General features: G+C 50.1%; 20 protein-coding genes, 1 tRNA gene and 1 pseudogene. 10 read left to right on the top strand and 12 right to left on the bottom strand.

Translation table 11 applies throughout. The features are described from left to right. Positions 1–77: 77 nt before the first annotated feature. The 5 genes from AAHF05_RS04415 to ansB all read left to right on the top strand — a co-directional run bounded on the left by AAHF05_RS04415 (position 78) and on the right by ansB (position 6,301). Complete coding sequence (locus AAHF05_RS04415; RefSeq protein ID WP_129323789.1) at positions 78–1,862, top strand: diguanylate cyclase; 1,785 nt, start codon at positions 78–80, stop codon at positions 1,860–1,862. A 397-nt stretch (positions 1,863–2,259) separates the two neighbouring features. Next, positions 2,260–2,754, top strand: coding sequence for a molybdopterin-dependent oxidoreductase (locus tag AAHF05_RS04410; RefSeq protein WP_049007691.1), 495 nt, complete (start codon positions 2,260–2,262; stop codon positions 2,752–2,754). A gap of 17 nt (positions 2,755–2,771) precedes the next feature. After that, positions 2,772–4,703 (top strand): bifunctional diguanylate cyclase/phosphodiesterase, encoded by a 1,932-nt coding sequence (locus AAHF05_RS04405; protein WP_028017705.1) that lies wholly within the window; start codon positions 2,772–2,774, stop codon positions 4,701–4,703. Between the two features lie 106 nt (positions 4,704–4,809). Further along, on the top strand, positions 4,810–5,007 hold the full coding sequence (locus AAHF05_RS04400) for a hypothetical protein (protein WP_129323788.1): 198 nt from the start codon (positions 4,810–4,812) through the stop codon (positions 5,005–5,007). Between the two features lie 247 nt (positions 5,008–5,254). Continuing rightward, on the top strand, positions 5,255–6,301 hold the full coding sequence (ansB, locus tag AAHF05_RS04395; RefSeq protein ID WP_129323787.1) for an L-asparaginase 2: 1,047 nt from the start codon (positions 5,255–5,257) through the stop codon (positions 6,299–6,301). A 105-nt stretch (positions 6,302–6,406) separates the two neighbouring features. Here ansB and AAHF05_RS04390 read toward each other — a convergent pair. Beyond that, positions 6,407–6,553, bottom strand: a pseudogene (locus AAHF05_RS04390) (YggW family oxidoreductase); the annotation flags it as partial. 450 nt (positions 6,554–7,003) lie between these two features. On the opposite strand from AAHF05_RS04390, the gene AAHF05_RS04385 reads away from it, so the two are divergent. The 3 genes from AAHF05_RS04385 (at position 7,004) to AAHF05_RS04375 (ending at position 8,794) form a co-directional block, all read left to right on the top strand. Beyond that, positions 7,004–7,672 carry a hypothetical protein gene (locus AAHF05_RS04385; RefSeq protein WP_129323786.1) on the top strand — a complete coding sequence of 223 codons (669 nt, stop codon included), beginning with the start codon at positions 7,004–7,006 and terminating at the stop codon, positions 7,670–7,672. A 282-nt stretch (positions 7,673–7,954) separates the two neighbouring features. Next, positions 7,955–8,275 (top strand): YecR family lipoprotein, encoded by a 321-nt coding sequence (gene yecR / locus AAHF05_RS04380; protein WP_129323785.1) that lies wholly within the window; start codon positions 7,955–7,957, stop codon positions 8,273–8,275. A 138-nt stretch (positions 8,276–8,413) separates the two neighbouring features. Further along, entirely contained in the window at positions 8,414–8,794 is a 381-nt protein-coding gene (locus tag AAHF05_RS04375; protein WP_129323784.1) for a hypothetical protein, read from the top strand. A gap of 43 nt (positions 8,795–8,837) precedes the next feature. On the opposite strand, the gene AAHF05_RS04370 is transcribed toward AAHF05_RS04375, so the two are convergent. The 4 genes from AAHF05_RS04370 to proB all read right to left on the bottom strand — a co-directional run bounded on the left by AAHF05_RS04370 (position 8,838) and on the right by proB (position 12,120). After that, positions 8,838–8,996 (bottom strand): hypothetical protein, encoded by a 159-nt coding sequence (locus tag AAHF05_RS04370; RefSeq protein ID WP_164989099.1) that lies wholly within the window; start codon positions 8,994–8,996, stop codon positions 8,838–8,840. A gap of 568 nt (positions 8,997–9,564) precedes the next feature. Next, a tRNA-Thr gene (locus AAHF05_RS04365) sits at positions 9,565–9,640 on the bottom strand. Between the two features lie 111 nt (positions 9,641–9,751). Further along, positions 9,752–11,005 carry a glutamate-5-semialdehyde dehydrogenase gene (gene proA, locus AAHF05_RS04360; protein ID WP_129323783.1) on the bottom strand — a complete coding sequence of 418 codons (1,254 nt, stop codon included), beginning with the start codon at positions 11,003–11,005 and terminating at the stop codon, positions 9,752–9,754. Positions 11,006–11,016: 11 nt separating this feature from the next. After that, the gene (gene proB / locus AAHF05_RS04355; protein ID WP_008501877.1) at positions 11,017–12,120 is read right to left on the bottom strand and encodes a glutamate 5-kinase; all 1,104 of its coding nucleotides are present in this window, start codon (positions 12,118–12,120) and stop codon (positions 11,017–11,019) included. 304 nt (positions 12,121–12,424) lie between these two features. Here proB and phoE point away from each other — a divergent pair, with 304 nt between their 5' ends. Continuing rightward, positions 12,425–13,477: a phosphoporin PhoE gene (gene phoE, locus AAHF05_RS04350; RefSeq protein WP_028017716.1), complete on the top strand. Its 1,053-nt coding sequence runs from the start codon at positions 12,425–12,427 to the stop codon at positions 13,475–13,477. A 95-nt stretch (positions 13,478–13,572) separates the two neighbouring features. Here phoE and crl read toward each other — a convergent pair whose 3' ends face one another. The 3 genes from crl to gpt form a co-directional block, all read right to left on the bottom strand. Continuing rightward, on the bottom strand, positions 13,573–13,974 hold the full coding sequence (gene crl / locus AAHF05_RS04345) for a sigma factor-binding protein Crl (RefSeq protein WP_374936436.1): 402 nt from the start codon (positions 13,972–13,974) through the stop codon (positions 13,573–13,575). A 57-nt stretch (positions 13,975–14,031) separates the two neighbouring features. After that, entirely contained in the window at positions 14,032–15,276 is a 1,245-nt protein-coding gene (gene frsA, locus AAHF05_RS04340) for an esterase FrsA (protein ID WP_129323782.1), read from the bottom strand. Between the two features lie 105 nt (positions 15,277–15,381). Beyond that, positions 15,382–15,840, bottom strand: a complete 459-nt coding sequence (gene gpt / locus AAHF05_RS04335) for a xanthine phosphoribosyltransferase (protein WP_003863205.1) — start codon at positions 15,838–15,840, stop codon at positions 15,382–15,384. Between the two features lie 260 nt (positions 15,841–16,100). Here gpt and pepD point away from each other — a divergent pair, with 260 nt between their 5' ends. Next, complete coding sequence (gene pepD / locus AAHF05_RS04330) at positions 16,101–17,558, top strand: cytosol nonspecific dipeptidase (protein WP_049007195.1); 1,458 nt, start codon at positions 16,101–16,103, stop codon at positions 17,556–17,558. A gap of 71 nt (positions 17,559–17,629) precedes the next feature. Here pepD and dinB read toward each other — a convergent pair whose 3' ends face one another. The 4 genes from dinB to nqrE all read right to left on the bottom strand — a co-directional run bounded on the left by dinB (position 17,630) and on the right by nqrE (position 20,829). Continuing rightward, positions 17,630–18,688 carry a DNA polymerase IV gene (gene dinB / locus AAHF05_RS04325; RefSeq protein ID WP_129323781.1) on the bottom strand — a complete coding sequence of 353 codons (1,059 nt, stop codon included), beginning with the start codon at positions 18,686–18,688 and terminating at the stop codon, positions 17,630–17,632. A 107-nt stretch (positions 18,689–18,795) separates the two neighbouring features. After that, positions 18,796–18,999: a (Na+)-NQR maturation NqrM gene (nqrM, locus tag AAHF05_RS04320; RefSeq protein ID WP_028017721.1), complete on the bottom strand. Its 204-nt coding sequence runs from the start codon at positions 18,997–18,999 to the stop codon at positions 18,796–18,798. Further along, positions 18,999–20,222 (bottom strand): NADH:ubiquinone reductase (Na(+)-transporting) subunit F, encoded by a 1,224-nt coding sequence (gene nqrF / locus AAHF05_RS04315; protein WP_129323780.1) that lies wholly within the window; start codon positions 20,220–20,222, stop codon positions 18,999–19,001. The genes nqrM and nqrF overlap by 1 nt, the downstream gene beginning before the upstream one ends. Before the next feature lie 10 nt (positions 20,223–20,232). Further along, on the bottom strand, positions 20,233–20,829 hold the full coding sequence (nqrE, locus tag AAHF05_RS04310) for an NADH:ubiquinone reductase (Na(+)-transporting) subunit E (protein WP_023334613.1): 597 nt from the start codon (positions 20,827–20,829) through the stop codon (positions 20,233–20,235). Positions 20,830–20,832 lie beyond the last annotated feature (3 nt).

The following is a 20,832-nucleotide window of genomic DNA, read 5'->3' as shown; positions in this document are numbered from 1 at the left end:
TTTTTTTCGCCTTAAATCAGCCGTTTTCTATAATTTGAAAAAACGCCCTCCTATTCATGTCGTAAAAGGATCACCAGGTGCGAATCGCGACAATAACCAACTGGGCCTATGGTGCCACGGTCTGCCTGACCATCGCCTCAGGCATCATCATGCTGATGGCGTCCAATGCCGACACCGCAGAACGTCATGCTGTAGAACAACGCCAGCGTTTTGATGAGCTTACCGAAGATGTGGAGACCGACGCCTGGGCGCAGTCCGATTTGGCACGCCTGTACGTCATTAAAAAAGATCCGCAAACCTTCAGGGAATACCAGCAGTCAGAGGGCTATCTGAAGAACATTGAATTCCGGCTGGAAAAATTGCGGGACAATGGTGCATCAGATGATGAGCTATCTCTGCTGCGTGAAGGGATAAAAATGATTGATGAGCTGCAGGATGAACAGCAAACCGCGCTTTCCAGCCTGGAACGAGGAGAAGACGCTCAGGCCGTGGCCCTGCTCTATGGCGCCCCGTATGAGCAGGAGCTGGAGCGCGCGCAGAACCAAATCGATCATTTTCGTCAGATCCTCGACAAACGCGTCATCGCCTCCGTTCAAGATGCGACAAAAAAATCGAAAGCGCTGCGTACGGCCTCTGAGATGATGGTTGGTCTGACCGCCCTGCTGTTCTTGTTTGTTCTCGGCTTTATCTTGAAACGCCGCGTCCTGCGCCCCGTGGTGCGTCTGAGTGATGTGGTACACCGCCTGGCCTCGCAGGATTACGCGGTTGAAACGCCGAACTTCAACCAGATTGATGAGATCGGTGATATGGCACAAGCCATCCGCATCTTCCGTGAAAACGGCCTGGCGCGACAACGTCTGGAAAAAGAGCGCGATGCCGACTGGGCCATCCGCGAGCTGCTCGCGCGCATGACCCAGCGACTGCAAGGGTGCGAGAACTTTAACGATGTGATTAACGTGGCGGAGCTGTTTGCACCGAATATCGCACCGGGGATAGCGGGCCAACTCTACGTGCTTGACCGCGATCCGTGGCAGATGCGCTGTGTCGCACAATGGCTTTCACCGATCGGGGAAAAGACGACGTTCCATCCGGATGAGTGCTGGGCCGTGCGTCGCGGGCAGAGCCACCCGCCGGTAAATGGTGAGCCAGATATCGCCTGTTACCACCTGCCGGAGTCACAGTCGAATAGTTCACTGTGCGTGCCGCTTATCGCCCAGGGCGAGGCGATTGGTTTGCTCTCCTTCCAGAATATCACTGCGGATAATGCCCCTTCCCGCGCGTATCTGGAACTGATGGCCGAAGCACTCGGTCTGGCGCTCGCCAACCAGCGACTACGCAACGCATTGCTGGAAAAAGCCCTGTTTGACCCGCTTACCGGTTTGCGTAATCGTCATCATCTGGAAGATACCCTGCAAACCCAAATGACGCAGGCGATGCGTAACGGTGAACCGTTAAGCTGCATGATGATCGACATCGATCACTTCAAGAGCATCAATGACCGCTTCGGCCATGAAGCGGGCGATCAGGTGATCAAAAGCGTGGCGTCGATTGTTCAGCGGGCGGCACATGACAATGGACTGGCGTTCCGCTATGGGGGCGAAGAGTTTCTGGTTCTGCTCTCCGGTGCTGGTGAAGAAGAGGCTCACACCTGCGCACAGAAGATTTACAACGGCGTGCATGAGCTGTCGCTTCGCTACGGGCTTACAGAAATTGGGCCGGTGGATGTCTCGATTGGTATTGCCAGCTATCCCCAGCATGCCCAGAGTGACAACCTGCTGCGCGCCGCGGATGTGGCCCTATACCGGGCGAAAGAGTTGGGTCGGTCAAGGATTGTGAGTTTTGGGATGCTGGAGGCGGGCTGATTAAACAGGTTTTCCGGTATGAATTTTTCCCGCCAGCAACAATGTGGCTTACACGTTCTCGCCCAGTTGGATAAACGTACGGCTTCGCCACCCATTATGTTGTGTTTTTTTACGTTACCGGGCCGGGTAAAATCAGTAGTGTGAGAAAATATCAATCAATTAAAGCGATCATTTTTTAAACGCGGGGGAGTTTATTCAAGTAACATTGGTTTATCTCAACAACTTAACCGTTTTTTATGCAGAAAACACCCTGTCACCTCACAAACACAACTCATTGATTTCACTTGATTTACACGCAAAAAATGTATAAAAACAGTAGCGTCTCAACAAAATATATAAACTAGTATGATAACTAAATTATAATTCTTATACTTCTGGTAAAAAAGTGGAGGCCAAAATGCGATTAATCCTACTGCTGTTATGCTGTCTGGCACCGAGTTTGACCTGGGCTGGCGACCTGCCAAAACCAGTCGGTAAACCCATTTTAACGATTTACGGTAATATAGAAAATACCAATGATAATGGGAAAGCAGTGTTTGATCTCGCCAGCCTTGAAAAACTGGGTATGGTGAGTTTTGAGACAACATCCCCCTGGTATAATGGCCGCACTAAGTTTGAGGGCGTTCCAATGAGCAAACTCATGGATTATGTGGGTGCGAAGGGATCAAACATTAATGTTATCGCGCTCAATGATTACTCTACCGTCATCCCTCTCAGTGACTTCAAAAAATACAACGCCATACTTGCCTTAAAGGTCAATGGCGAATATATGCGCATCCGCGATAAAGGCCCATCATTCATTGTATACCCCTATGACAGTCTTCCTGAGTTGAATAATCAGATTTATTACTCACGATCAGCATGGCAGGTTAGCAAAATGAAGATTGAGTAGTCGTTCAGGAGAACATAATGAACAGGATACTGGTTGGTATCATTTTTTCTCTTTTTATCACGACAGGATATATTGCATACCTTGTTTATGATCGACAGCAAGAGTTGCAAAAACTGACTCAATACACTGAGTCCTGGTCAGTGGCCCAACTGGTATCTGAGTATTACCGTTTTGAATCATGGCTTGGTCTATACGCAACCGATACCGATGACGTTACGATAGACCAGGTCCGCATGCGCCTTGAAATTATGCTGAGTCAGGGCGATTTAATGAAAGGGGGAGATTTAGGTCACTATATTGACAGCGATAAAACGCACCAGGAGCTCGCTTCACGCGTAGAGCAAATACTGAACTATCTGGATGGTCATCTTGAGAAAATGAGCCATTCTGAGTTACAGGCGTACCTGAAAAATATGCATATGCTCGATGCGCCACTGAGTCAACTTTCTGCAACAGCATTAACGAAAGACATTAACACGGTTAATGAATCCAACAAGAAAGTACAGATACTTTATTATATTTACTCTGCTCTTTCATTGCTCCTGGTGATATTAAGCTTTATCCTGGGATTTTTAATGATCTATCAGAACAAAAATATTCTCAAAGCACATATGCAGGTTAAAAGCCTTGCTGAAGAGCTCCAGTTATCAAAAGAAACACTGCAAATTCAGAATGCGAAGCTGGAATATGATGTCTATCATGACTCCCTCACCGGGATGAAAAACCGACTTTACTTCTGGGACGATCTCAACAAAATTAATCTTCAGGCAGATAAAAACCATATCCCTGTAACGGTAATGTTATTTGATTTAGACCGGTTCAAAGAGGTCAACGATACCTATGGCCATGATACCGGCGATTTACTGTTACGTCAGGTATCCCGCCGTCTGACTTCAATGAGTTGCGATTCAGAGACATTTTACCGCCTGGGCGGAGATGAATTTGCGCTTCTGTCCAGTGGTTTAACCGAAACAGCGGCACTCTCACGAGCCAAAGAAATCAGCGATGAGATTAGTCAGCCCTATACGATTAACAACCAACTGATAAAAATTGCCACCTGTGTGGGTATCGTTTTATCAGACAATGAGCGACGCTCTGATTATCTCTATAAATTTGCCGATCTGGCGCTCTATGAAGCCAAAAAAGAAGGTTCACAGCAGATAAAAGTCTTCCGTCAGTGGATGATGCAAAGGTTGCAGGAAAGCAGAACCCTTGAACATGACATGGCACTAGCACTCGATAACCATGAGTTCGTTGTATATTACCAACCTATTGTCGATTCATTCAGCAATCAAATTTACGGATATGAAGCGCTTATTCGCTGGATACACCCGGTGAAGGGGATACTGTCACCTGATTACTTTATTTCAGTCGCTGAAAAAACCGGAATGATCAATCAGATCGGCAAAATTGTGCTTGAGCTTGCCTGTCGGGAAGCTGTGTTATGGGCGATTCCGGCAAGGATCTCCGTAAACGTCTCACCTATTCAATTGGGTAATAAATCATTTACGACGATGGTGCAATCCATCCTTAAAGAGACAGGACTACCGGCTAACCGACTCGAGTTGGAGGTGACGGAATCTTCTCTTTTCAGTGACAGCAACATGCCAATCACTATCCTCAAAAAGCTCAGATCTCTGGGTGTAAAAATTTCCATCGATGATTTCGGAACGGGATATTCGTCGCTCTCAAGACTGAGTGAATTGAATTTTGATAAAATTAAAATAGACAAATCCTTTGTGAATCCTATTTCCACACAGGATGATGCGCTTAATATCGTCAAATTGATAACCGGTATGGCGAAGAGCCTCAATATGAGTGTCATCGCAGAAGGTGTTGAAACCGAAGCGCAGCTTGAACGTCTTCAGGCACTTGGCTGCGATCTCGTGCAGGGATACCTGTTCGGAAAACCTCAATCTCAAGTCGACCTAAAAATCAAAAACGGCTAAATCACATTTAGCATTTTCTCCTGCTTTACACAGCACTTTTTCATTATCCGTTAACGCTTTAGTAACGGAAAAAAAGACGCCTCGTCAGGGAACGGTGGCGTCCAGAATGAAAAAACCAGGCATCAATTCCATCAAGATATATGTGTCGAAAACGGTACGAAACCGTTTGCGTACGCATTATCTCACAGCAGGAGAGTGCCATCAGCTACTAAAATGGGTAATACCGATGCGGAGTCAGTCCATCACCTCTGCTCAGGTGGCCAAATTCAGTGTGGCCTGGTTTGATGAACGTCGTATTGATTGATGGGTTGAGGAATAAACGGGTATTGCTGAAAGTGCTGCTGGGAAGATGGAAACCCTTTCAGAGTGGTTGTGGCAGGTTTTTCAGAAACGTAGCAACGGCGATTTTGCTGGTGGTTCGGGTGGAAGCGACATCCACCTCTAAATTTAACAATCTAAAAAATACATTTGTCTGGTTAACTGAATGAAATCACATTATTCAACTATGAGGTTGGGATAATGCGATAAATTCACGTAACTGGAGAAATAACATGGAGTTTTTCAGGAAAACGGCACTGGCAGCACTGGTAATGGGTTTCAGCGGTGCAGCGCTCGCCTTACCGAACATCACCATTTTAGCGACCGGCGGGACGATTGCCGGTGGAGGTGACTCCGCAACCAAATCTAACTATACGGCGGGCAAAGTTGGCGTAGAGAATCTGGTCAAAGCCGTTCCTCAACTTAAGGATATCGCTAACGTTAAGGGTGAGCAGGTCGTCAATATCGGTTCGCAGGATATGAACGACGACGTCTGGTTAACCCTGGCGAAAAAGATCAATAACGAGTGTGACAGCACCGACGGCTTCGTGATTACCCACGGTACCGACACCATGGAAGAGACCGCTTACTTCCTCGATCTAACCGTGAAGTGCAACAAGCCAGTGGTGCTGGTTGGCGCAATGCGTCCGTCTACCGGGATGAGCGCGGACGGTCCGTTTAACCTCTATAACGCGGTGGTGACCGCGGCGGATAAATCCTCTGCCAGCCGTGGCGTGCTGGTGGTGATGAATGACACCGTGCTTGACGGGCGCGACGTGACCAAAACCAACACCACCGATGTGGCGACCTTCAAATCCGTAAACTACGGACCGCTGGGGTACATTCATAACGGTAAAATCGACTACCAGCGAACGCCTGCGCGTAAGCATACCACCTCCACGCCGTTCGACGTTTCTAAGCTGAATGAACTGCCGAAGGTCGGTATCGTCTATAACTACGCGAATGCTTCAGATCTGCCGGCAAAAGCGCTGGTGGATGCGGGTTATGATGGGATTGTGAGTGCGGGTGTGGGTAACGGCAACCTGTACAAAACGGTCTTCGATACGCTGGCAACCGCAGCGCATAAAGGGACTGTTGTGGTGCGTTCTTCCCGCGTACCGACGGGTTCAACCACGCAGGATGCTGAAATCGATGATGCGAAGTACGGTTTCGTTGCCTCTGGTTCCCTGAACCCACAGAAGGCACGCGTACTGCTGCAACTTGCGCTGACGCAGACTAAAGATCCGAAACAGATCCAGACAATGTTTAATCAGTTTTAATCGCTGAAGGCGGCTGCGCTTATCACTTTGATTTTCAGGTCTGATAAGCGCAGCGCTATCAGGCAGTTTGCCGGATGGTTTTATCCGGCAAATGCACTTAGGAACTTATTCGGTGAGAAACAGTTCAGGCAGCGAGTTTAAAAACAGTTTTCCGTGCTGGGTGATCTGCCAGTGCGTCTCACTCTCGGTCAGATCCCCCTGAGCAATGGCCTCATCAAGCGGCTGACGAATCACCGTCTCCGACAACCCCGTAGTTAGCCTGGATAATAACGGGCAGAAGAGCACAGGTGAAGATCAGCTTAGTAGCGTGCTAACAGCCTGTAATATACTGCGCGCGGCGGATGTGGCCCTGTACCAGGCAAAAGAGCTGGGAAAAGCGAGGATTGTGAGCTTCACGATGCTGGAGACGGGGTAATCGTTAGCCCGCAACCGTTGGCTTCTCTTGCCAAAGGCTTTCTACTGGTGGTACCAGGGCGGATTGCTGAGACACAGCGGTGGTTACTAATATCACCAGCAAATTTGATGCCCGTCAAAGAAATATGACTACATGGCTCAAGAAGTTAATGGGCAAGTCGATACTCAATATGAAAATACGTCAGCACACCTTACCTGGTTGAAAAGAGCCTTTTGTTAATTCAGCTGATATATCTGGCACAGATAATCGACACAGCAACTTAAATTAAATTATTATATGGAGATAAAATGAAAGTACGTCTTTTAGCAATATCCGCATCTTTAATTCTTGCTGGCTGCGCAGGTTCGGTAAAACCAGACACCGTAAAGGCAGCAAATGGTAGCTCAGTTGAAATTTACAGCGTGTCCGCCATTCCAGAGCTGAATAACAATCGAGTGGCCGATAGTCACTTACGCGAAGTGACTCCGACTCATGCAGCGGCCGGTATGGGGATCGCGGTGGTTGGTGCATTACTCGGAAGTATCAACAGTAGTGATTTTGATAAAGAGAACTATAAAGGAACAACAGTCGAAACGCTGGAGAACCCAACAAACAACTGGTTTATTCCAAAAGCCAAACAAAATATTACTCAGTGGATGAATGAAAAAGGGAACGGCCACCTCTATAAACAACCGCTGTATATTGGTAAGGCGACCTGGGCATTAATCTATAAAGATGCGAATGCTGCAACGCCGCTTTATCAGCTAAAATATAAAGTTCTGTTTTATAAACGCCCGGAAAGCGGGAATATGTTCTCTGCATTTACAGTAGCAGAATGTACCCCAACACCTGTCGAGGCCCCATTGAGCGACTGGAATGCAAACAATTATAAGAAAGTTGTCAGCGAAACTGAAAAATATATGAATAGTTGCCTGCTTGAACTGAATAATCAGCTTCCACGCTTGCTAAAACAGTAATACCCGCTACTGAGCCCGACTCAGTGTTCTCACTTTGTTTTTAATTCGACTCGATGAGTCCTTCATCGAGTCGATTAAGAATCCATTATTACATAGTCGTCATGATAAGAAAAAATTAACAGATTAACGTCCCGCAAGAGTGATTCCACAGAAAATATCCAGAGAAAACACACCAGAAGGGTCAATATGAAGACATTACTAACATCGGTGTGTATTAATCAACGGGGAGCAGATCAAGATTGCAATCGCTCTTAAATACAACAATTAAACGGGATGATTTAGATGCTTAAAAGTTTATTGGTGTTGGCGGTTTCAGCCCTGCTTCTCTCTGGGTGTGCTGTACAGAAACAACTGGTTCCAACTGGTGGTAGCAAGGCCGATGGGACTGTAAAAATGAGTTATTCCTTTGGAATGTTTGAATCACCTAAAGTCAACGTTCAGCAAGGCGCTCAAGCAGTAGCAAAGCGTTGCACGGCATGGGGCTATTCTGGTGCTGAGCCTTTCGGCGGTTATACTTCAGTTTGTTCCCAACCATCCTCAAGCGGATGTATGGAAACAATGGTCACAATGGAATATCAATGTACTGGTGACTTGAAGAAGTAAGATTCGGGGGGCGGGTTGCCCCCTATTTTTTGGGATACGAATTTTCAGCAGTGACTAAATGTCATACTGACTTATCGTTGTACGTTCTTTAAAACAAGGATAAAATCAAGAAAATCCTTAAAAAATAGAGTGGCTCATATGGTTAAGAAAATCACTTTGCTGGGCTTGTCGGTGCTTTTTGCTACACAACTTGCCTTCGCGGAAAACTCAACCAATTGGATTGAAGTTACGACGAATAAAGACGGTGCTTTTTTAGTCAAGAAAGGCACATTCAGAAATGTAAAAGGTGATTCATCTGCTTTGTTCATGTATGAAAAAACAGATAAAAAAGTTGAATATTACAAAATTAGTATGAAAAACACAGATTGTGATAATGGATATGGTGAAATAAAATTTTTCTATATGGATGGAAGTTTAGCTTTTAAAGGTGATTATGTGGCTGATGGAACCAGTGTTGGGGCTGGTCTTGGTGATTTCCTTTGTGGAGTAAGAATCGCGGCGGAAGCACAAAAAAGTTGAGGAATGGGGGGGCACATCCTACAAGCAACATGCCCTCACCCCTTTATATAAACTTCCTCGCCTCTGAAACCAGCTTCATTTCAGCTTCTTCGATTGTCTTGCGTTCTATCCATGATTTACCCTCCGGCGTAGCCAGGAATTTACGAGCGTGTATCTTTCGGTTGTTACGCTTCGTGGATGCTTTTGAGTTAGCTTTTGACATGATATCTCCTCCGCTGAATATGCCAGCATTCAACGCACATCAGAGAGACAGTACAACGAAAGTTACAATGGTGTAGATAATAGATGACCATTACGTGCCGTATTGGGCACATAAGAAAAGTCGGCGCGTAGCGCTTCCGCAGGGTGTGATCCCTTCGCAGGGGGATAAAGCCTTAGCAAGTTCTCTTATCAGGTGATCGTTATACTCCGGTGATCGAAACCGTGGCAGAGGAGGATTCTTTCCCGATCCGGTTAGTCTTCCCAACATTACACCTGTTTATTCTCTGCAACGTCATCTCGACGTGTAGCTTCATTGAGCGCCGCACGAAGCGTGGAACGTATCGCTAAGGGTTCAAGTGATGTGTTTAGAGAGTCCGGTAACTCTTTCAGCTTCAAGGGATGACAAAATTTCTAATGCTGTTCGGGCTTGAGCCTGGTAACTACCCGCCAGTACGTTGTACAATCCTTGAGCCAATACAACGGAAAGGCGTTTCCCAAGTGTTATCAAGGATGATAATGAAAGATACAATCCTTTAGGTTTTTTACGCTAAGTGATTGATTTTCTTAGATGGTGCCGATAATAGGAGTCGAACCTACGACCTTCGCATTACGAATGCGCTGCTCTACCAACTGAGCTATATCGGCCCTGAGAGGCCGGTTACGAGTGTAACCACGGGGCAAAAGGTTAGATCTATCCGGGTGATGCGTCAATGCCCTTTTGAATCAAACGGCTATTTTTGCATCACCCGTGATTATTTACGCACGAATCGTATCGTCACCAAAGCCGATCCACTTGTAAGTGGTCAGTGCTTCAAGGCCCATCGGGCCGCGCGCGTGCAATTTCTGCGTGCTGACAGCCACTTCGGCGCCCAGCCCGAACTGACCGCCATCGGTGAAGCGCGTCGAGGCATTAACATATACCGCAGAGGAATCCACTTCGTTCACGAAGCGATCGGCATTGCGCAGGGTGCGCGTCAGGATCGCGTCAGAGTGCTGCGTACCGTGTTCACGGATGTGCGCAATCGCGTCGTCGAGATCGGCAACAATCTTCACATTCAGATCCAGAGACAGGAATTCATCGTCATACTGCTCCGTTTTTACTGGAACCGCAGTCGCCGGGCCATCCTTCAACAGCGCCAGAGCACTGGCATCAGCGTGCAGCGTCACGCCGCTTTGCGCCATCTGTTTGCTTAGTGCTGGCAGGAAAGTGCTCGCAATGCCCTGATGCACCAGCAGCGTTTCCACGGTGTTACAGGTGCTTGGACGCTGGGTTTTCGCATTGACGATAATCTTCAGCGCCGGCTCAATCTCAGCACTGTCGTCAACGACGATATGGCACACGCCAATACCACCGGTAATTACTGGAATGGTCGACTGCTCGCGGCAGAGCTTGTGCAAGCCCGCCCCCCCACGTGGGATCAGCATGTCGATGTATTTATCCATGCGCAGCATTTCGTTCACCAGCGCGCGGTCCGGGCTCTCGATAGCCTGGACGGCACCCGCTGGTAAACCACACTCCTCCAGCGCCTGCTGAATAACGTTTACCGTCGCCGCATTGGTACGCCAGGTCTCTTTCCCGCCGCGCAGAATGGCGGCGTTGCCGGTCTTCAAACACAGGGAGGCGACATCAACGGTGACGTTTGGGCGAGCTTCATAAATCACGCCGATTACGCCAAGCGGCACACGGCGACGCTCAAGACGTAAGCCGCTGTCGAGCAGGCCACCGTCAATCACCTGCCCAACCGGATCGGCGAGATTGCAAACCTGGCGGACATCATCAGCGATGCCTTTCAGACGTGCCGGCGTCAGTGCCAGGCGGTCAAGCATGGCCTCGCTCAGACCGTTTACACGTGCCTCTGCCAGATCCTGTTCATTAGCTCGCAATATCTCAGCGGATTGCGATTCCAGATAATCAGCGATTTTTTCCAGCACGCGGTTTTTCTCGCGGCTGGAAAGGAGCGCAAGTTTGTACGAGGCGGCTTTCGCAGCTGCGCCCATTTGTTCCAGCATGTTCTGGCTCCTTAACGAATAATCATGTCATCACGATGCACGGCAACCGGGCCATACTCATAGCCGAGGATGGCGTCGATCTGCTGCGAGTGGTGACCCGCAATGCGGCGTAAGGCATCGCTGTTATAGCGGCTTACGCCGTGGGCAATATCGCGACCTTCGAGGTTACGGATGCGGATCACTTCACCACGGGAGAAGTTGCCTGTCACGCTTTTAATTCCTTTAGGAAGTAATGAACTTCCTCGTTCCAGAATCGCGGCAGTCGCCCCTTCATCAACGACGAGTTCGCCAGCAGGAGGCGCACCAAATATCCAGCGTTTACGGTTTTCCAGCGGGGATTCTTGCGCGTGGAAACGGGTACCGACGGAGATACCTTCCATCACGTCGCCAATAACGCCAGGACGGCTTCCCGCCGCAATAATGGTGTCGATACCGGCGCGGCACGCTACATCAGCGGCCTGCAGCTTGGTGCCCATGCCGCCGGTTCCCAGGCCAGATACGCTGTCGCCCGCGATGGCGCGAAGCGCATCGTCAATGCCGTGTACATCGGTAATCAGTTCGGCTTCAGGGTTAGAGCGCGGGTCGGCAGTAAACAGACCCTGCTGATCGGTCAGGAGCAGTAATTTATCGGCACCGGCCAGAATCGCGGCCAGCGCTGAGAGGTTGTCGTTGTCACCCACTTTGATTTCAGCGGTGGCAACGGCATCGTTTTCGTTAATGACGGGAACAATATTATTGTCCAGCAACGCACGCAGGGTATCGCGGGCGTTCAGGAAACGCTCCCTATCTTCCATATCCGCACGCGTCAGCAGCATCTGCCCGACGTGGATACCGTAGATAGAGAACAGCTGTTCCCAGAGTTGAATCAGTCGGCTTTGTCCCACGGCGGCCAGCAGCTGTTTAGAGGCGATCGTCGCGGGGAGTTCGGGGTAGCCAAGGTGTTCACGCCCGGCGGCAATCGCCCCGGAGGTTACAATCACAATACGATGCCCTGCGGCATGTAACTGAGCGCACTGACGTACAAGCTCAACAATGTGGGCGCGATTTAGGCGGCGCGATCCGCCTGTTAAAACACTGGTACCGAGTTTTACCACCAGCGTCTGGCTGTCACTCATGATTCTCTGCCGTTCAACGATAAGGGAAAGTAATGTCAAACGAACGTTTTAACAGGAGTCAGCCCCGTTGCCAACTGCCATAGCACATCACGAAACACTTTATTGCTCGGGATCAGGAAGCGTAGCGGCAAAGTTTGACAATTTTATTACTGAAATAATAAATCACAGTTTTTTAAAATTATTCTTAGTTTGTCATAAAAGTTTCACTCCAGAACGATAAAACCCTTCCTGTTTTTTCACGGGACTTAAGCATGAGCTTATCGTCCAGCGAATTTTTTAGCGCGTTTATAAGACAGGATCGAAAATGAAAAAGAGCACTCTGGCATTAGTGGTTATGGGCGTCGTGGCTTCTGCATCTGTTCACGCAGCTGAAGTTTATAATAAAGATGGTAATAAACTGGACGTGTACGGCAAAGTTAAAGCCATGCACTACATCAGTGATGATGCCACCAAAGATGGTGACCAGACTTACGTGCGTTTCGGTTTTAAAGGCGAAACGCAGATCAACGATCAGCTGACAGGCTATGGCCGCTGGGAATCTGAATTTGCGGGTAACAAAGCAGAAAGTGATTCCTCACAGAAAACACGTCTGGCCTTCGCCGGTCTAAAACTGAAAAACTTCGGTTCCCTGGATTATGGTCGTAACCTGGGTGCACTGTACGACGTCGAAGCATGGACCGATATGTTCCCTGAGTTCGGCGGTGACTCTTCCGCGCAGACCGACAACTTCATGACCAAGCGTGCCACCGGCCTTGCCACGTACCGTAACACCGACTTTTTCGGTGCGATTGACGGTCTGGATATGACGCTGCAATACCAGGGTAAAAACGAAAACCGTGACGCCAAGAAGCAGAACGGTGACGGCTTTGGTACTTCTCTGACGTATGACTTCGGTGGCAGCGATTTCGCCATCAGCGGCGCCTACACCAACTCTGACCGTACCAATGCTCAGAACCTGCTGACTCGCGGCCAGGGCGACAAAGCAGAAGCGTGGGCAACCGGTCTGAAATATGATGCTAACGATATTTATCTGGCAGCAATGTATTCAGAAACTCGCAATATGACGCCAATTTCTGGTGGTTTTGCGAATAAAGCTCAGAACTTTGAAGTTGTCGCACAATATCAGTTCGACTTTGGTCTGCGTCCGTCCCTGGGTTATGTCCAGTCTAAGGGCAAAGATATCGAGGGTATTGGTGACGAAGATCTGGTGAAATACATTGATGTTGGCGCAACCTATTACTTCAACAAAAATATGTCTGCGTTTGTTGATTATAAAATCAACCAGATTGACGACAAAAATAAACTGGGCGTGAGCAGCGATGACATCGTTGCCCTGGGGATGACTTACCAGTTCTGATGATGAGAAATAAAAAAAACCGGCTTGATGCCGGTTTTTTTTGTCGAGATTAATGCGGTCTGAACCCCTCTCCCACAGCAAGTTGGGGAAAACCATCAGGCAGTCAGCTTCACCGCTTCGCTGGAGAAGTCATCCGCTGGCTCGAACTTGAGATCCAAAGTAGCCAGCAGTGCGTTTGCCTTGTCCTGGAACTCTTTCAGGGTATATTCCAGGCGGTAAATGACTTCCTGATCTTTAATGGAGGTGGCCTGCCATTTGCCGTCTTTATTAAACAGGCCAAACTGGTAGCTATATGTAAAGCGTTTTTCCTCTGCTTCCATTTCCATCCACCAGCCCCAGAATTCACGTTTTTCGGGTGCAGGCTTCACGTTGACGCATACAGCCAGACAGTCGAAAAAAAAGCGATTCTCTTCACACTGCTCTTCTCGAATATACGGGCCAAGAGCCATAAATTTCTTAATCAGTCTACTTTTCGGGTGTCCACTCGGTAACGTCATTGCGATCTCCTTTTGTGAAGCCACTGTTTTACCAAACCAGCAAAATTTAGCAATCTATTAACACAATCTCTGAGCGATCCAGCGCGTGATCTCTTTCAAGGCTTTGTCAAAATTCTGATAAACCGGGCTGAACGGCACCTCAAGCAATTTACCATCCGCAGATGACGAAGTGATTAAGCGGGACTCTTCTTCCGGACTAAACGGATCGTTTTTCCAGAAACCTGATAGCATCGGTGTTGGACACCGACGTCCCAGCAGACCTTGCGTTTTTAACGAGTAACGATTGAGTTCAACGCGTAGCGCTTCGTCTGATGCATCATGCATGCCAAGACGGCTGGCCAGCACATCCAGATACATTTCGGGTACGCTGCCCTGACGTTCGGGATCGCTTAGCAACGCGTGAACGACCGGGCCAAGACAGGCGACGGCTTTCAGGCGGGATGATTCAATGTAAGCCAGACGCACCGCGACGTTCGCCCCGAAACGGAAACCAAATGCGGCAACACGGGTGTGATCTACCCAGGGAATATTCTCCAGCGCTTTTAGCGCATGCTGGTGCAGTAAACTGGAATCCTGAGTCAGTTTCCACTTGGATGAGAAGCCAATTGACGGCATATCAAGCGTTAGCATCGCGATCCCTTTTGGTGCGAAGTAACGCTCATAAAGGCTGTAATAGTCGATCTGTAGTGAATCCAGCCCGCCACACATAAGGACGGTCGGGAACGGGCCTTCCCCTTCAGGCATATGCAGGAATCCGGTAATGGACGCCCCGCCAGGAATGGTGAATTCCAGCTCACGCATCCGCCCCGGCAAGCGTTGAGCAGCCTCTTCATAGGCACGATTCGCCAGCGCCTGAGCCTGCTCAGCCAGTTCATCCCCTTTTAAATGCGGATACGCGGCAATGCCATAGAGGTTTGCAGCATGCAGCCAGTGCTTGCCGCTGATCGTGGCGTCCTCTTCCTGGCTGGCTTTTTGCTGCCAGAGCATCGCCTGTTTAGACCACTCGTAGATCCAGTTACCACCGCGGTATCCCACGACGGTATCGTAGAGTTCGCTGTCGGTGCGCTCGGCGTCACTCATGACGATCCGAGCCTGCACGTCGAGAATTTCACGGGGGTCTATACCCCGCCAGATCCACATCAGGCGGTTAATCATGCGATACCAGTGGGGCACGTTTTTACCGTCTAATGCAGACTGGATGGCAGGCATGGTCCCCGGATTAAAGCGGCGCACCAGCGTCGACGTTTCGGGGTGTTTGAAACGGGGTTTGAAGAGAGTCTCGGTGAGATTCGCCTGCGTCATTACGTTGCCTCCATGAATCGTCATATAGAGACTATTGTAACGCGCGCCAGACTAAAAAAAACAACGCCCGGTATCACCGGGCGTTAAAATAATGACGGTTCGGAATTAACGACCAGAGATAGGTGGTACAAAGACCACGCCCATATCCCACGGCTGTTCAATCCAGGTGTCCTGTGGAATATCAATCACATAATCGTCAACCAGAGGGCGGCCTGCAGGCTTGGCGAAAATAGTGACGAAGTGGGCTTTTGGATACATTTCTCGAATGGCCACAGCGGTACCACCGGTATCCACCAGGTCATCAATAACGATGAAACCTTCACCGTCACCTTCCGCGCGTTTCAGCACTTTCAGCTCACGCTGGTTGTCATGGTCATAGCTGGAGATGCAGACGGTATCGACATGACGAATACCCAGCTCACGAGCCAGCAGCGCCCCCGGTACCAGACCGCCGCGGCTAACGGCAATAATGCCTTTCCACTGTTCGGAAGGCATCAGACGCGCAGCCAGTTTGCGGGCGTGAATCTGCAACATGTCCCAGGTGACGACGTATTTTTCGCTCATGTGAAGTGTCCCAGCCTGTTTTTATACGGCTTAAAAAGTGTTCGAGGGGGAAATAGGTTGCGCGAGATTATAGAGATCTGACGCACTAAAAACCAGTGTTTAGCGCCCTGAGCCCGAGTTTTTACATGCTTTATGCTACCAGCCAGCGGAGAAAGTGGTATTCTCGGTTTCATCTCGCAAGTCTGACTTGTGGTAACTATTAACCTGCTAACCCTGTGACCTGCAACCCTGTTTGCAGTGCATCGACAAGGAGACTTATCGTGTCTGAACTGTCTCAATTATCTCCGCAGCCACTGTGGGATATTTTTGCCAAAATCTGTTCCATTCCACACCCTTCCTACCATGAAGAACAGCTTGCCGAACACATTATGGGTTGGGCGAAGGAAAAAGGCCTGCATGCTGAACGTGACCAGGTTGGTAACATTCTGATCCGCAAACCAGCAACTGCTGGCATGGAAAACCGCAAACCGGTTGTACTGCAGGCGCACCTGGACATGGTGCCACAGAAGAACAACGACACCGTTCACGACTTCACCAAAGACCCGATTCAACCGTACATCGACGGCGACTGGGTGAAAGCGCGCGGCACCACGCTGGGCGCGGATAACGGCATTGGTATGGCCTCTGCGCTGGCCGTGCTGGCGGACGACAGCGTTGAACATGGTCCGCTGGAAGTGCTGCTGACCATGACCGAAGAAGCGGGTATGGACGGTGCATTCGGTCTGCAGGCGAACTGGCTGCAGGCAGATATTCTGATCAACACCGACTCAGAAGAAGAAGGCGAGATCTACATGGGCTGCGCGGGAGGAATTGATTTCATCTCTACCCTGCCGCTGTCACGCGAAGCGATTCCTGCTGGCTTCCAGACCTTCAAGCTGACGCTGAAAGGGCTAAAAGGCGGTCACTCCGGCGGTGATATTCACTTAGGTCTCGGCAACGCCAACAAACTGCTGGCACGCTTCCTGGCTGGCCATGCGGCTGAGCTGGATCTACGTCTGGTAGACTTCAACGGCGGTACCCTGCGTAACGCGATCCCACGTGAAGCATTCACCACCGTGGCCGTACCAGCGGCAAAAGCGGACGAGTTGAAAAAACTCTCCAGCGTGTATCTGGATATCCTGAAAAACGAATTGTCGGCGAAAGAGAAAAATCTGACCGTGGTGCTGGAACCCGTCTCCACGGATAAAGCCGCGCTGACCGCGCAGTCCCGCGACACCTTCGTTCAGTTGCTGAACGCGACGCCAAACGGCGTGATCCGCAACTCTGACGTGGCCAAAGGCGTGGTTGAAACCTCTCTGAACGTGGGCGTGGTGACCATGAGTGACGACAGCGCAGAGATCATCTGCCTGATCCGTTCACTTATCGACACAGGCAAAGAGTACGTGGTGAGCATGCTGGAATCTCTGGGCACGCTGGCCGGTGCGAAAACATCTGCTAAAGGCAGTTACCCTGGCTGGCAGCCGGATGCAAGTTCTCCGGTGATGGCTCTGGTCCGTGAAACCTATCAGCGTCTGTTCGACAGCACGCCGAACATTCAGGTGATCCACGCGGGTCTGGAATGTGGTCTGTTCAAGAAACCGTATCCGAATATGGACATGGTCTCTATCGGGCCAACTATTACCGGGCCACACTCTCCGGATGAGCAGGTTCATATCGAAAGCGTGGGTCATTACTGGACGCTGCTGACTGAGCTGCTGAAAGCGATTCCTGTTAAGTAACTCCCTCCCCCAGCCCTCACCAAAAGGGAGAGGGTGAAAAACATAGGCCCGGTAAGTACTTCCGGGCTTTTTTACAATCCCAAAACCAGCTGCCGCTCTAACTGCGGGTCCAGCAGCGTGACGTGCAATCCCACCAGCCTCACCCCTCGCCCTCCTCTTCGTTCTTCCCATGCCTTTTTCGCCGTCGCAATGAGATCCTCTTTATTCAGACGCGGCCAGACGTGTTCCTGCGTGGTCTGCTGGAAATCGTTGAATTTTAATTTGATACCCTGACGGGCAATGAGCAGATCCGGTTTCACCTTGAGCAAGCGTCGCTCCAGCTCAGGATAGAGCTGTTCCGTAATGATGGTTTCGCATTCAGACCAGTCATGAATGTCTTCAATCAGCGTTCGCTCAACCCCAACGGATTTCCGTAGCCGTTCGCTGTTCACATCACGATCGTCAATCCCCTGGCTGCGTTCCCACAGTACGCGCCCAAATTTTCCAAAACGCTTAAGCAACATTGCCAGATCGCTTCGCTGCACATCTTCACAGGTCCGTAATCCCATACTTTCCAGCTTTGCAGCAGATACTTTTCCCACACCAGGGATTTTGCCAAGTGGCAGCGTTTTTAAGAACGCAGGCACCTCTTCCGGCGTGATGACGTACTGACCGTTGGGCTTATTTAAATCGGAGGCGATCTTGGCCAGAAATTTCACCGGAGCGACTCCTGCCGACGCGGTCAGATTTAACTCTTTGAAGATGGTCTGGCGGATTTCCTGTGCCATCAGGGTTGCTGAGCCGTGGCAGTGTACGCTGTCGGTCACATCAAGATAGGCTTCGTCCAGCGACAGCGGTTCTATCCGAGAGGTGTAGCGGGAGAAGATTTCCCGAATATGAATTGAGGCCTCTTTGTAAGCGTCAAAGCGACCGGGTAAAAGAGTGAGATGAGGGCAAAGCTTCAGGGCTATTGCGGTAGGCATGGCGCTGCGCACGCCAAATTTACGCGCAGGGTAGTTGGCGGTGCTGATAACACCACGCTGAACGCGGCTGCCGCCAATGGCGATGGGAATATCCCGCAGCGCCGGGTTGTCACGCATCTCCACTGCGGCAAAAAAGCAGTCCATATCAACATGGATTATTTTGCGCATAGTAAGCCCTCACTCATTACTGGATAAGTATACAGTAAATAAATGAGGGTTGAGAAGTGTGCGTGAGAATTGTCGGGTGGCGGTTTCGCCTTACCCAACCTACCAGATTAAATGATGCGCTGCTGCTCGCGCGCCATGCGTTTTTTACGGGCATCGCACGGTTCCGGGCAGTCGCACACCTTCTTCATCCCAATGGAAGAGATGCCGCCGCAGCTGCCCTGAAGGCTTTTCCGCTTAACGATCCAGCCTAACGACATGCCGAAGATGACAAGCACAAAAACCGCAAAGGTTGCCAGAAACGTCAGCATCATCAGCCTCCAAAGTCATCAAGCATGATGTTCTCATCTTCCACGCCAAGATCTTTCAGCATCTTAATGACTGCGGCGTTCATTACTGGCGGGCCACACATATAAAACTCGCAGTCTTCCGGCGCAAGATGCTGTTTGAGGTAGTTTTCATACAGCACGTTGTGGATGAACCCCGTATAGCCCGTCCAGTTATCTTCCGGCTGCGGATCGGAAAGCGCCACGTGGAAGGTAAAGTTCGGGTTTTCACGCGCCAGCTGTTCGAACTCATCGTCGTAGAACATCTCACGCAGCGAACGGGCCCCGTACCAGAAGCTGATTTTACGCTGGCTACCCAGTCGTTTGAGCTGATCAAAGATGTGCGAGCGCATCGGGGCCATGCCGGCACCGCCGCCGATAAACACCATTTCCGCGTCGGTATCTTTGGCAAAGAACTCACCGAACGGACCGGAGATCGTCACTTTGTCACCAGGCTTGAGAGACCAGATGTACGAAGACATGACACCCGGCGGTGCATCCGGCACATTCGGTGGCGGCGTGGCGATACGCACATTGAGCATGATGATGCCCTTCTCTTCCGGGTAGTTAGCCATCGAGTAGGCGCGTAGCGTTGGCTCTTTTACCTCCGATACAAAGCGGAAGAGATTGAATTTGTCCCAGTCGGCGCGGTACTCATCCGGCACGTCGAAGTCAGCATACGCCACAGCGTGTTTCGGGCACTCAATCTGAATGTATCCTCCGGCGCGGAACGGAACATCTTCCCCTTCCGGCACCCGCAGCTTCAACTCTTTGATAAACGTGGCTTTGTTATCATTAGAGATAACTTCACATTCCCATTTTTTAACGCCAAAGATCTCTTCCGGCAGCTCTATTTTCATGTTCTGACGTACGGCGACCTGGCAGGCCAGACGACAGCCCTCTTTTGCCTCACGCTTTGTGATATGCGCCAGTTCGGTTGGCAGGATATCTCCTCCACCCTCTTTCACCGTAACGCGGCACTGTCCACAGGAACCACCGCCGCCACAGGCCGAAGAGACAAAGATCCCGTTGCCGGAGAGCGTATTCAACAGTTTATCTCCGGCGGGCGTACGGATCTGGTTCTGCGGCTCGTCGTTAATATCAATCACCACGTCGCCGGCATTCACCAGCTTCGCACGTGCCACCAGAATAAGCCCTGACAACACCAGTACAATCAGCGTGAACATCGCCACGCCAAGCATAATTTCCATCAGTTAGCCCTTATAGCTGCACACCGGAGAAGGACATAAAGCCCAGCGCCATCAGCCCGGTGGTGATAAAGGTGATCCCTAAGCCACGCAGGCCTGCAGGCACGTTGGCATATTTCATTTTTTCGCGGATCCCCGCCATGGTGACAATCGCCAGCATCCAGCCAATGCCAGAACCGAAACCGTACACCACGGATTCACTGAAGTTGTAATCACGCTGAACCATAAACGAGACGCCGCCGAAGATGGCGCAGTTCACCGCGATCAACGGCAGGAAGATCCCCAGCGCGTTGTATAGCGACGGGAAATACTTATCGAGGATCATCTCAAGGATTTGCACCAGCGCCGCAATCACACCGATAAAGGTGATGAAGTTCAGGAAGCTGAGATCAACGCCTTCCACCAGCGCGCCGTCCCGCAGTACAAAGTTGTATACCAGGTTGTTGATCGGCACCGATAAGCCGAGCACCACGGTAACCGCTACGCCCAGGCCAAATGCCGTCGAGACCTTCTTGGACACGGCAAGGAACGTACACATGCCGAGGAAGAACGCGAGCGCCATGTTTTCAACAAACACCGCACGCACAAATAAACTCAGGTAATGAGCCATTGT

The organism is Enterobacter adelaidei, from assembly GCF_041937165.1.
Taxonomy (GTDB): domain Bacteria; phylum Pseudomonadota; class Gammaproteobacteria; order Enterobacterales; family Enterobacteriaceae; genus Enterobacter; species Enterobacter adelaidei.
Note: the sequence above shows the minus strand (reverse complement) of the source record. Positions and strands in the feature narration are given on the sequence as shown.